General features: G+C 42.9%; 11 protein-coding genes. 4 read left to right on the top strand and 7 right to left on the bottom strand.

The genetic code is table 11. The features are described from left to right. Positions 1 to 177: 177 nt before the first annotated feature. Entirely contained in the window at positions 178 to 687 is a 510-nt protein-coding gene (locus tag CW749_RS13145) for a hypothetical protein (RefSeq protein ID WP_101112591.1), read from the top strand. Here CW749_RS13145 and CW749_RS13140 read toward each other — a convergent pair. After that, positions 671 to 1,549: an ion transporter gene (locus CW749_RS13140; RefSeq protein WP_101112590.1), complete on the bottom strand. Its 879-nt coding sequence runs from the start codon at positions 1,547 to 1,549 to the stop codon at positions 671 to 673. The genes CW749_RS13145 and CW749_RS13140 overlap by 17 nt on opposite strands. An 837-nt stretch (positions 1,550 to 2,386) precedes the next feature. Between CW749_RS13140 and adhE the strand changes: the two genes are divergently transcribed. Beyond that, positions 2,387 to 5,101 (top strand): bifunctional acetaldehyde-CoA/alcohol dehydrogenase, encoded by a 2,715-nt coding sequence (gene adhE, locus CW749_RS13135; RefSeq protein WP_101112589.1) that lies wholly within the window; start codon positions 2,387 to 2,389, stop codon positions 5,099 to 5,101. A 145-nt stretch (positions 5,102 to 5,246) separates the two neighbouring features. Here adhE and CW749_RS13130 read toward each other — a convergent pair whose 3' ends face one another. From CW749_RS13130 to sodB, 4 genes are all read right to left on the bottom strand, one after another. Continuing rightward, positions 5,247 to 5,927 (bottom strand): SDR family oxidoreductase, encoded by a 681-nt coding sequence (locus tag CW749_RS13130; RefSeq protein ID WP_101112588.1) that lies wholly within the window; start codon positions 5,925 to 5,927, stop codon positions 5,247 to 5,249. Positions 5,928 to 6,185: 258 nt separating this feature from the next. Beyond that, the gene (locus CW749_RS13125) at positions 6,186 to 6,689 is read right to left on the bottom strand and encodes a VC2046/SO_2500 family protein (protein ID WP_101112587.1); all 504 of its coding nucleotides are present in this window, start codon (positions 6,687 to 6,689) and stop codon (positions 6,186 to 6,188) included. 152 nt (positions 6,690 to 6,841) lie between these two features. Next, entirely contained in the window at positions 6,842 to 8,155 is a 1,314-nt protein-coding gene (locus CW749_RS13120; protein WP_237322441.1) for a 3-deoxy-D-manno-octulosonic acid transferase, read from the bottom strand. 165 nt (positions 8,156 to 8,320) lie between these two features. After that, on the bottom strand, positions 8,321 to 8,905 hold the full coding sequence (gene sodB / locus CW749_RS13115) for a superoxide dismutase [Fe] (protein ID WP_101112586.1): 585 nt from the start codon (positions 8,903 to 8,905) through the stop codon (positions 8,321 to 8,323). A gap of 331 nt (positions 8,906 to 9,236) precedes the next feature. Here sodB and CW749_RS13110 point away from each other — a divergent pair, with 331 nt between their 5' ends. Beyond that, positions 9,237 to 9,569 (top strand): Grx4 family monothiol glutaredoxin, encoded by a 333-nt coding sequence (locus CW749_RS13110; protein ID WP_101112585.1) that lies wholly within the window; start codon positions 9,237 to 9,239, stop codon positions 9,567 to 9,569. Between the two features lie 192 nt (positions 9,570 to 9,761). Here CW749_RS13110 and CW749_RS13105 read toward each other — a convergent pair whose 3' ends face one another. Next, positions 9,762 to 11,087, bottom strand: a complete 1,326-nt coding sequence (locus tag CW749_RS13105; RefSeq protein ID WP_101112584.1) for a Na+/H+ antiporter family protein — start codon at positions 11,085 to 11,087, stop codon at positions 9,762 to 9,764. 72 nt (positions 11,088 to 11,159) lie between these two features. Further along, the gene (rnt, locus tag CW749_RS13100) at positions 11,160 to 11,810 is read right to left on the bottom strand and encodes a ribonuclease T (protein WP_201797008.1); all 651 of its coding nucleotides are present in this window, start codon (positions 11,808 to 11,810) and stop codon (positions 11,160 to 11,162) included. A gap of 201 nt (positions 11,811 to 12,011) precedes the next feature. On the opposite strand from rnt, the gene CW749_RS13095 reads away from it, so the two are divergent. Then, a complete protein-coding gene (locus CW749_RS13095) occupies positions 12,012 to 12,899 on the top strand; it encodes an OmpA family protein (RefSeq protein WP_180958400.1) in 888 nt (295 codons plus the stop codon). Positions 12,900 to 12,960 lie beyond the last annotated feature (61 nt).

Genomic DNA, 12,960 nt, shown 5'->3' with positions numbered 1-12,960 from the left:
AAGCGCTTCTAATCCAGAAGCGCTTTTTGTTTGATTTAATCCCTTTCCATTTATTTATATTCTCAGGTTCGCTCTGTCCTAATTATTTCCTAGCGTTTACGTACTTCTGACTGGCAATTTTTAACATCCAACTATACTCAAGTTATAAAGTACAAGTTGTGAGCTGAAGGAAAGGCAATGCTTAGGCTGAATTATGGGTTTTCAATGTTTGAAGGGCTAATGGGAATGACGGTGTTCTCGTTAATGGCAGTCACCGCTGCACCTAAGTTTTTCAGTATGCAGAAAGAGTACAACCAAGCGCTCATTGAGGGGTTAGCCAGCAAAGTCACGCATGCTGCGGAAGTGGCTAATTTACAAGCTATTGAAGAAGGCGTGGAACAAGATGAATTCGGTATGTTGCAAGGGTTTGGGCAACTGCAGTTTGGTTACCCAAGCGTTAGAATCGGTGGTTTAGCGAACTTTGTTGATATAAATATGGGATACCGCCATACCGACAAGCCTTGGGTTTGGGTCGCGCATCATGCGGTTCACACCAATCGTAAAGATTCTTGGTTGCTGACACGTTCCGAATGGGTTGAACACCCAAGCCGAAACGGTATCTTAGAAACGCAGTGCTACATTAGGTACACCGCACCGATGTATGTGGGCGACCGGTTTATTGTCGAAAGTGTTACTCGCGGTTGCTGATTTTATCTTTCTTTACTTCATCCACTTCAACAGGCACGACTCTCGCGTCTGGTGACGCTAACTCTCCTCCACAATGCTTACAGTAAAGCGCATCCGATTCATGCCCATTGCTTGAACAGTTAGGGCATTTAACTAGGTTTCGATGCGCATTCATCTCATGATTCAATTCAGCTGTAATGATCCCCGTAGGCACCGCCAAAATAGAGTAACCCAGTAACATGGTCAGTGATGCAATGGCCTTACCGATAGGGGTTTGAGGCACGAGATCACCATAGCCAACTGTCGTGATGGTTACGATTGCCCAGTAAATACTTTGCGGAATACTCGTAAAACCGTTATGTGGCCCTTCGATTACAAAGATAAGCGAGCCAAAAATGGTGACCAATATGGCGACAGTGCTGAAAAAAATCAGAATTTTCCGACGTGACATTAACAAAGAGCGAAGCAGTAGATTGGAATCTTGAAGATAGCGAACCAACTTCAAAATTCTGAAAATACGCATTACACGGAGTAAGCGAATGACTGCAATAAAAGAGGCAGAAGGGAAAAGGAGTACAAAGTAAGTGGGCAAAATGGCTAGTAGGTCGATGACACCGTAAAAGCTTTTGGCGTATGCACTAGGTTTTGGTGAGCAGTAAAGCCTGAGTAGGTATTCGACTGTGAACAGTGCTGTAAAGGCGTACTCTGCATAAAGAAGCCTAGTGGACCAAATACTGTCTGCCGGTAAAGTGGAGTCCACAACCAGTACAGTTAACGATGCCAAAATAGCGATGATAAGCGATATGTCGAAAATTCTTCCTGCTGTGGTATGAGTACCGAAAATAACGACGTAAAGATGATGTTTTAAAGCGTGCTTTGGCATGTTGAATATAAATTTGAAATTCTTGCCATGTATCTTAACCGAATTCGGGTAGATAAAAAGTCCAAGTGCAACGCAAAAATTCGTGTCAGCCCGCTCGTATACTTGGGTATAGAAGCTAAATGTGCACGCCAAGACTAAATATGTGCGCTAAAACGATAACGTTTAATTCACTACGCGATTTTTCTCTCATGTTTTCGGCTAGAAAAGAACACATTGCGATGTGTATAAAAGCCATCTTAAAAACTTCTTAAAAGGTAAGGGAATTATCTTCTGTAGATGAAGTGTATTCTAACGATTTGCTCTGTTCTTAGGTGCGCCTGTTACTCGTAGCTAGCATGGGGTAATGAATGTGTTACAGGTTGTGAAATAAGTGGAAATGAAAGGTGTTTTGTACGAATATGAAAAGTTGTTAAAAAACACGCTGTGTTCATCTGTCTGAAATGGTTGCATGGTTGAGTAACCAGTTGCATCTCAAGAGTGGAATCGAGGTATTTTGTTCTAGAAATGAACAAAAATGAAATTTTCTTACAGAGTGCTGTTGTTTTTTGTGTTTACTTATTTGTTTGATTCTTTTTTAAGCATATTGTTATTTTGCTTAAATATACTTAATTATCAATCATTTGTTTGGGTTTTTCCTTTTCATATACCCAGTAAGTAGTATTTAGTTTTTCATAACTGATCTGAGTCAATTTTTTTCACAGCCTGAAATATTATACTCAGTCCTGAAAGCAATTTACTAAGACTGTGGTTCGATAAGTGATTGACGAAACGTTAAAAACTTAAGGCAGCAACCTTAATAAAAAGTTTTTAATATTTTTCTATTTTAGGAGATTCATTATGCCTGTAACTAATCTGGCTGAACTTGATGCAATGGTCGCACGTGTTAAAGCGGCTCAAGCAGAATTTGCTACTTTCTCTCAAGAGCAAGTAGATAAAATTTTCCGCGCAGCATCTCTAGCCGCTAACCAAGCTCGTATTCCTCTAGCACAGCAAGCGGTCGAAGAGTCTGGTATGGGTATTGTTGAAGATAAGGTTATCAAAAACCACTTTGCTTCTGAGTACATCTACAATAAGTATAAAGATGAAAAAACATGTGGTGTTCTAGACGAAGACGAAAGCCTTGGCACAATGACCATCGCGGAGCCTGTAGGCATCATCTGTGGTATCGTTCCAACAACTAACCCTACCTCTACAGCTATCTTCAAGTCTCTTATTTCTTTGAAGACGCGTAATGCGATTATTTTCTCGCCACACCCTCGTGCAAAGAACTCTACGAATGACGCTGCTAAGCTTGTTCTAGATGCGGCTGTTGCGGCAGGTGCACCAAAAGACATCATTGGTTGGATCGACCAACCTTCTGTTGAGCTTTCTAATGCACTAATGAAGCACGACGACATTGCACTTATCCTTGCAACTGGTGGTCCAGGCATGGTTAAGGCGGCTTACTCTTCTGGTAAACCAGCTATCGGTGTTGGTGCAGGTAACGTTCCTGTCGTTATTGATGAAACTGCAGACATCAAACGTGCAGTCGCTTCAATCCTAATGTCTAAGACTTTCGATAACGGTGTTGTATGTGCTTCTGAGCAGGCTGCTATCGTTGTTGATGAAGTGTATGACGAAGTGAAAGAGCGTTTTGCTTCTCACAAAGCTTACGTTCTAAGCAAAGACGAAGCAGCGAAAGTACGTAAAGTTCTTCTAATCGAAGGCAACCTAAACGCGAAAATCGTAGGTCAGCCAGCGCCAGCTATCGCTGAAATGGCAGGTGTAACGGTACCAGCAGACACGAAAGTACTTGTTGGTGAAGGTTTAGGTAAAGTTTCATACGACGATGAATTCGCTCACGAGAAACTGTCTCCAACTCTTGGTTTGTTCCGTGCTGATAACTTCGAAGACGCAGTGGCTCAAGCGGTAACAATGGTTGAGATCGGCGGTATCGGTCACACATCTGGTCTATACACTGACCAAGATAAGAACGCAGACCGTGTTCGTTACTTCGGCGACAAACTAAAAACAGCTCGTATCCTAATCAACATCCCAACGACTCACGGTGGTATCGGTGACCTGTACAACTTCAACGTTGCACCTTCACTAACATTGGGTTGTGGTTCTTGGGGTGGTAACTCAATTTCTGAGAACGTAGGTCCTAAGCACCTAATTAACAAGAAAACTGTAGCTAAGCGAGCTGAGAACATGTTGTGGCATAAACTACCTAAGTCTATCTACTTCCGTCGCGGTAGCCTTCCAGTAGCACTTGGCGACCTTGAAGGTAAGAAGCGTGCGTTCATCGTAACAGACCGTTTCCTATTCAATAACGGTTACGCAGATGAAACCATCAGCATCCTGAAAGCGAACGGTATGGAAGTACAAACGTTCTTTGATGTAGAAGCGGATCCAGTATTGTCTGCTGTACAAAAAGGTGCAGATTCAATGAAGAGCTTCCAGCCTGATGTCATCATCGCGCTTGGTGGTGGTTCACCAATGGATGCAGCGAAAATCATGTGGGTAATGTACGAGCACCCAGAAACAGCATTTGAAGACCTTGCAATGCGCTTTATGGACATTCGTAAGCGTATTTACAAGTTCCCTAAAATGGGTAAAAAAGCTGAAATGGTTTGTATCCCAACCACTTCAGGTACAGGTTCAGAAGTAACACCATTTGCGGTTGTTACCGATGACAAAACTGGTGCTAAATACCCACTAGCCGACTACGAGCTAACGCCTCAAATGGCTATTGTAGATGCTAACTTAGTAATGAACATGCCTAAGTCTCTATGTGCATTCGGTGGCTACGATGCGGTAACTCACGCACTTGAAGCTTACGTATCCGTTCTTGCGAACGAATACTCTGATGGTCAAGCTCTACAAGCACTTAAGATGCTAAAAGAGTACCTACCATCTAGCTATGCGAACGGTTCTAACGACCCGATTGCTCGTGAGAAAGTTCACAATGCTGCAACTATCGCTGGTATCGCATTTGCTAACGCATTCCTAGGTGTATGTCACTCAATGGCGCACAAGATTGGTGCTGAGTTCCACCTTGCGCACGGTATGACTAACGCAATGTTGATTGATAACGTTGTACGCTACAACGCAAACGACAACCCAACTAAGCAGACTGCATTCTCTCAGTACGATCGCCCACAAGCGCGCCGTCGTTACGCTGAAGTTGCAGACCATCTAGACCTAACTCAACCAGGTGACCGTACGGCTCAGAAGATCGAGCGTCTTCTAGGTTGGTTGGACGAGCTTAAAGATAACTTGGACATTCCTAAGTCTATCCAAGCTGCAGGTGTGAACGAAGCTGATTTCCTAGCGAAGATTGATGAACTAGCGGTAGACGCGTTCGATGACCAATGTACTGGTGCGAACCCACGTTACCCTCTAATTTCTGAGCTGAAAGAAGTGATGCTGTCTGCATACTACGGTAAGCCATACATTGAAGGTGAAACTTTCGAAGGCACAACCGTAATTAAGAAAAAAGCAGACCAAGTTGCTGCAAAACCAGCACCTAAAGCCGCAAAAGCGACAAAGAAAGAAAAAGCAGAAGCGTAAGCAAGATGCTTGAAAAAGGTTCTCGCTAGCACTCGATAACCTTTCGGGAAAAACAAAGCTCCACCATTTGGTGGAGCTTTTCTGTATCGTTCCTATAAAAAGTCGCAAATAAACCGTGTGTTTATCTAACCTGAGTTCAGGTTATCTATGCTTCTGAAGCCATTACGCGACCATTAAAATAGTCATTGGAGACTATGTATTCAGTGTTTCTAATCATTTCATCCTGCACGTATGCCCAATCACCATTGGCACTGTCCTTAGTGCGAAATTGTGTGGGTATGACACCTCCCACACGGATGTTAAACGGGTCGAGCTCTTTCGCCCATGTTTGAGTAAATCCAACAATCATCGCAGAAACATTCTCATGCCCTTCCGGCAGATTGTGTTGCTGGTGAGAAGTTAAATTTACAATAACCCCCGATTTTTTATGCATGCGCATCCTCAGAGCACTGGCTTTCCCGTAACCATACAGGGACGAAGCCAATGACGACAATTTGTGAGTGAACTCCTCTCCTTGTTCACTGCCAAATAGTCTTGGAAGCGGCATGCTGGGCCAATTATTAATCAGCACATCAACACCATTTGGAAACCGCTCGTCAATGTAATTAAACAAAGACTGAATACTCTCGGAAGAGTGGTCTGGAAGCGGGTAATAGTAAATACTGTCAGACAAAGTGCGGCAGCGTTTTACGGTTTCTAAAAGCGCTATCGAATCTGTGTCAGCGACAACAACGCGAGCCCCTAAAGAGGTAAAATGCACTGCTAATGTACTGCCTAGCCCTGAACCTGCAGAAGTGATTAAAACCACTGAGTTTCGTATATCCATTGGGATACCTCACTCTAGTTAACGTATTGTTATTATTTGGTTCTTTAAGTTATTCACACTGAACTCTGGATAAGTCGTTATTAAGCGCGGAGTAACGTGTGAATAACTATCATGGGTAAAATATCGAGCGCATGATGTGAATAACATCATAGTTTTCTGATGAAAGGGTTTTGGGGTGATTCTTTATGATTTGAGTCTCGCTAGAAATGCTTGCGATCTGAAAATTGTCTCAAAAATGAGATTGCATCTTGGCTTAGATTAAGCCGACATCTTAAGTTTGTGTAGTAGGCTTGCTTCAGACATCTGCTTATAAATTTCCTGAGGAACAACGTTGGTGGTCGTTGTTTCAGCGAGTTTGCGGCGTTCGTGGCCTGAGAGGTTGTGATAAACCTCTTCAGGTAGATCATGAGTGCCTTGAGGTAAGTAGGCTAGAGCATCAGGGGAAAGTCCGTGAGCGAGTCTTGCGCTAGCGATCCCCGATTTATGAAATAAATTTGCCTGCAGTGCAGAACGTTCATAGGATTCTTCATTAGAACGAAGTGCCTGAGGTTCGGCTAAGTCAAACTGTTGTCTCAATCTATCATCGCTGATTTCTTGAGTCTCAACGGCTTCAACGGGGGTATTGTCTCGAACATCGTTTGAAAACATGGATACAAGTAAAGCAAAATCGGCGCGACGCCCAGTGTTGACTGCCTGGCTGATGCCAGAGCCCACATTGAGTTCGCTAATGATAGCCGCTTTGTCTAATGTATGAATGTTCATGACGCTCCTCGCTCAATGTTCTTTTAGCGGCAGGAGAATCGTTAACTTTAGGAAATTTTGAGTTTTTTTCGATTTAGAAAAATAGGCGACCAAATGGTCGCCTATTTTTGATCTAACAGAGTATTTCGCAAGTTACCTAGTATCTTTAGTACTCATTCACTCTTTTTGTAAATCACAGAATGATGATCTTTTACAAACTTATTCACTTGCTCAACATAACTGGCGGATGATGAGTATTTCCTACTGTCGTTAGACGCGACGATATTCACCAACACCAGATGACAAACTGCAATCAAGAAGAACAACTTAAAGCGCTCTGGTTTGCTTTCTAAAAACTGCTTAACACCGTATAGAATAGGGATGATGGCGAAAGGGTAGGCGAGCATTAAGTGCCAATAGTTGAATGTGATAGGGGCTAATGCTGCGCATATCAGAATCGCAATGAAGACACCAAAAGCATAAAGTGGCAGCCAATCTTCTTTTGTGGCGACGTCTTCAGATTTCCGAATCATTGGTTTTACGTGTTTCCATAAACGCCAGCTATAGCGCGCAGACACGACAACTGTAAATGCACCCACTCCAAATACCCAAGCTTTCCAGAAGTAGACTAACGCTAATCGAGCAAACTCTATTGTCGTGATCCATTCAAATGTACTATTTGCGATGGCTTTGTTAGAGAACATCATGGATCCATAGCGAATCCAATAAAGCACAGATTTTAATACAGGATATACATGGGTTAATCCGTAGCCGATATAGCGGTCGCTTTCTTGTACAATTTGATCATTGTTCATCATCTCGATGAAATATGGAATCAATGAAGCTCCAGTCACCAAAACTCCACAAATAACGCCTACCCAAGAAACTTTCCCTAAGCCACGATACAGCAAATAAAACGAGACAAACGCTAACAACGGCCATGAGAAATGAAGTTGCATTGCCATACCGATGGAGAGCACATGCAAAAAGCTGTACCCAAAAGACACTCCCTCACGCATTTTGAAAGCAGTCCAAAAATGAAGTGCAGCAAAAAACAGAAGGTAAGAAGGGTTATAGAGAACGTTGTCGTATTGCATCCATGGGCTAAACCAAACGAGCAATACAAAAACCAGTCGCACTGGTTTTGAGAAATAATGTTTAAGAACGGCATCTAAGATAAAAACAGAAGCAATACGGATGGCGATCAAAAAGGCCATTGGAGCCCAAGGGGAATCCCATAAAAGAAGAGGACCACCTACAACCAATGCTGAGAGATAGCCGGGCACATTGCCCACTGTACTGCCATAGTTGCCAAACGGGAGCCAATTGCCGGCATAAGCGCCCATATAGCCTTTTAAAAGCATTTGGTCTTGGTCGCCATCTAGTAGCTGGTTTCCCGAGTAATAAATGGAAAAGAGGGTGCCAGCAGCCAAAATAAGAAAGAACAGAATTTGAAAGTGCTTTTCTAAATAAGCGTCAAATTTCACGGTGTGCCTTTGAGGGATTAAGAGATATGGTGAATATCCTACCTTTTTACATGTTTACATCAAGTTGCAATTCGCCCAGATTTCAAAAAAACAAGAGTGCAAAAAATAAGAGCATAAAAAAACCCACGCTTATCGCATGGGTTCGAATTTTCTATCTGTACTGTCTTACTTTGCTAGGTTTTCTGCTACGAAGTCCCAGTTAACCAATGCCCAGAATGCACCCATGTAATCAGGACGAACATTACGGAAATCGATGTAGTAAGCGTGTTCCCACAGATCAACAGTTAGAAGAGGAGTAATACCTTCTTCTGTAAGTGGTGTTGCTGCGTTTGAAGTGTTAACGATGTCCAAAGAACCATCAGACTTTTTCACAAGCCAAGTCCAAGAAGAACCAAAGTTATTGATTGCGGAATCAGTGAACTTTGCTTTGAACTCTTCGAAAGAACCGAATGATGCGTTGATAGCGTCAGCTACTGCACCAGTAGGTTCGCCGCCAGCATTTGGTGCTAGGCAGTGCCAGTAAAACGTGTGGTTCCAGATCTGTGCTGCATTGTTGAAAATACCGCCCGTTGAAGATTTGATGATTTCTTCAAGAGATTTGTTTTCGAATTCAGTACCAGGTACTAGACCGTTCAGCTTTACCACATATGTATTGTGGTGTTTGCCGTGGTGAAAATCTAAAGTTTCCGCAGAAATATGTGGTTCTAGCGCATCTTTAGCGTAAGGAAGAGCTGGTAGTTCAAATGCCATTGCTCGATTCTCCATTGTATGTGAAAGAGTGCTACCTCTTTCGGATTGCTTCCAGTGTGTATTTTATTATTAAGTCTTTTTGACTTTTATATGAGCCAATACTGTCTGTATCCAAGAAATCTTAAGATACTAAGTTCAGCCCAAATTTTTGATTTAGTTTAGCAAGTTTTTACTTTATTAAAAGAAAAAGCAGAGAGTTTTTTAAAACTTAGAATGGGAACCCAGTGCCTGATAGATTAAAAAGTAATAACCCTAGTCATTAAGGACTTTTTATTCTGACTTAAACCAGTAGAATGGTCTGATAGTTAACGCATCCATTAACGAGGACGCAATGGAAACCATCGACAAAATCAAGCAACAGATTGCTGAAAATACAATCCTTCTTTACATGAAAGGCTCACCAAAACTGCCAAGCTGCGGTTTTTCTTCTCAAGCTTCTCAAGCGCTTATGGCGTGTGGCGAGAAATTCGCATATGTAGACATCCTGCAAAACCCGGATATCCGCGCAGAGCTACCAAAATACGCTCAGTGGCCGACATTCCCACAGCTTTGGGTTGAAGGTGAGCTAGTTGGTGGTTGCGATATCATCATTGAGATGTTCCAGAAAGGTGAACTACAGCCTCTTATTAAAGAAGCTGCAGCGAAAATTGAAGACGCAGAATAATACTTTTTGTGCTTAAGAATTTTCTGTACTTAAGCTTTCTGTGTTTAAGCTTCTTGTATACAAATAGAAAGAAAAGGCTTGGTGATTTCGATCACCAAGCCTTTTTTATTTCAATAGTCCTTTAGGGCTCAACAGATTTTTTAGAACAACAGTTCTTTTAAAAACAACAAGCGTTAGGGGCTGCTATAAAAACTACAACACCATCGCTGCAATCCAGCCAAAGGCGATGAGCGGTATATTGTAGTGAATAAATGTCGGAACCACGGTTTCCCATATATGTTCATGCTGTCCATCCGTATTTAGCCCAGATGTAGGCCCTAATGTGGAATCTGATGCTGGTGAACCTGCATCTCCTAATGCAGCTGCTGTACCAACTAAAGCCACAGTTGCAAGGGGAGAGAAGCCAAATGCAATGGCTAATGGTACATAAATCGTTGCCAAGATAGGAATGGTCGAAAACGACGAGCCAATGCCCATTGTGACCAGTAAGCCGACAATCAACATTAACAGCGCGGCTAAGGGCTTGTTATCCCCAATAGAGGTAGAAAGCGCTTCTACTAGCGATTCAACGCCTCCAGTTTGTTTCATTACGGCTGCAAATCCGGCAGCAGCTATCATGATAAAACCTATCATTGCCATCATGTGAACACCTTTAGTGAAAACATCTTGCGTTTCTTTCCACGCAATAACGCCACCAAATGTGAACACCATAAAGCCCGCTAAGGCACCAATAATCATTGAACCAGTAGCCAGTTGCACGGCAAGCGCTGTCACGATGCCGACTATAGCTATCCAAATGTTTTTGCTTTTCACTTCTGGCTGTTGATTTTGAGCTGAGTTATCTAACGTTATCTCTTTATAGTCCCGTGGCTTGCTGTAACTAAAGAATAACGCAGTGAGTAAGCCAAATATCATTCCGGCTGCAGGGAGTAACATGGCAACAGGAACTTGCGATGCCACGACATCCAAACCGTTGTCGTGCAAGTTCTTAAGCAAGATGTTGTTTAGAAAAATCCCACCAAATCCAATAGGTAAAACCATGTAAGGGGTGATCAACCCAAACGTGAGCAAGCAAGCAATTAAACGTCTGTCTAACTTGAATTTGGCGAACACTTGCAAGAGAGGTGGGATCAGAATGGGGATGAACGCAATGTGCACGGGAATGATGTTTTGAGACGACATGGTAACTAAAATGAGCGCAACAAGAATGAAGTATTTCAATCCAGTGGACGCTGTTTTACTTTCCGAGCCATTTATCTTTCGAATAACGGCATTGGCGAGCATATCGGTAATACCAGACTTCGAAATTGCCACAGCAAATGTGCCAAGCATGGCATAGCTTAGAGCGATGGTTGCTCCGCCGCCCAGACCGCTTTCAAACGCGGATACAGCTTCATTGAGTGACATTCCAGATACAAGACCGCCAACGACGGCGCTAAAAGTGAGTGCAACGACAACGTTGACTCGCATCAGAGCGAGTACCAACATGATGCACACAGAAATTACAACGGGGTTCATATATTTCTCAGGTAGTTTTAGATGTAGTGTTTGCGAATAAGTTTTAAGATTTATTGTTGTGAAATAACGGTATTAAGATTCTGTTTCAGTATGAAGTGGCCACCCACCCAGTGCTTTCCATTTGTTTACAATGCCACAAAACAACTCTGCGGTTTTTTCTGTATCATAAAGCGCTGAGTGAGCTTCTTTGTTATCGAACTCCATTCCTGCCACTTTACATGCTTTTGCCAGTACAGTTTGTCCATAGGCAAGACCACTTAGGGTTGCTGTATCAAACGTTGCGAACGGGTGAAAAGGTACTCGCTTGAGTTTGCTTCTCTCGCTTGCCGCCATAACAAAGTTATGATCAAACGTCGCATTGTGAGCAACAATAATGGCGCGATTACAGTCTGCTGCTTTTTGTTCCTTACGCACGAGCTTATATATTTCTTTGAGTGCTTCGGCTTCTGTGACGGCACCTCGAAGAGGACTGAACGGGTCGCGAATTCCATTGAATTCAAGCGCTTCTTTTTCTAAATTTGCCCCTTCAAACGGCTCGACATTGAAATGAATGGTCGACGCTGGCACTAAGTTGCCTTCTTCATCCATTTTTAACGTGACGGCACAAATTTCTAGAAGTGCATCGGTTTTTGCATTAAATCCAGCTGTTTCCACATCAATTACGACAGGGAAGTAGCCTCTAAAGCGTTGTTTCAATGTAAGGTCGCTGTTTATCTCAGTCATATTTATTCTGTTCCATGTGACAAGCATCGCATTATACCCAAGCGATACCGTTTAGCGATACTTAATCCTTTCTAAAGAGGAATAGAAAATCTGGCGGGGTTTTTGCATTGATAATGTAAATTTACATAAAAGCGTCAATTAGAGGGGCTTTTGTGGCAAAAGCGGCAACGCCAAGCCGTTTTGATGAAAGAAGAGACAGTAATGAAGAAAAACATATGGTTCAATTTTAGCCTTATGGGTTTAGCGATGGTAGCGTCGAGCAGTGCTTCCGCCATACAAACTCGTTATGTGGCTAATCCTGGTCAGTCGAAATGGGAAATGTCGGTGAACACACCATTAGAGTGCCAATTGGTGCATCCCATACCTAATTACGGCTCAGCTGTGTTTACTTCTCGTGCTAGCAAGAAAATCAATCTCGACTTTGAATTAAAAATGTATCGCCCTATGGGAGAAACTCGCAACGTTTCATTGGTATCGATGCCGCCTATATGGAGAGCGGGAGAAAACGCAGAACAGATTTCCAATTTGAAGTTCTTCAAGCAGTTTGATGGTTACATTGGGGGGCAAACTGCTTGGGGACTTCTCTCCGAACTTGAAAAGGGGCGTTATCCGACCTTTGGCTATGCGGACTGGCAAAGCCGTGATAAAAGGGTAGAGGTTGCTCTGTCATCGGTACTATTCCAACACTCCTACAATGCTTTTAGTATGTGCATTAGCCAGCTATTGCCGTACAGCTTCGAAGATATTTCCTTTACGATTTTGCATTATGATCGCAACAGTGACCAACTAAACAAAGCCTCACAAAAACGGCTGGCCAAAATTGCCGAATACGTGAAACACAACAAGGACATCGATTTGGTTTTGGTTGCGGCGTATACCGACTCTAGTGGTGGTAAGAAGGGCAATCAGAGCTTGTCCGAGCGCCGAGCTGGTGTATTGAGTGAATACTTCCAGTCGATAGGATTACCGCAAAATAGAATTGAAGTTCAAGGGTTTGGTGAGAGAAGACCAGTAGCCGATAACAGCTCTCCTCTTGGCAAAGATAAGAACCGCCGAGTTGTGATTTCGTTAGGGCGTACACAGGTTTAGTAAAAGATTCTGTTAAACAAAAAAAGAAGCGCCAATCGGCGCTTCAGACTGCTGACAAAGG

The organism is Vibrio sp. vnigr-6D03, from assembly GCF_002835515.1.
GTDB lineage: Bacteria > Pseudomonadota > Gammaproteobacteria > Enterobacterales > Vibrionaceae > Vibrio > Vibrio penaeicida.
This window is presented reverse-complemented; position numbering and strand designations above follow the sequence as displayed.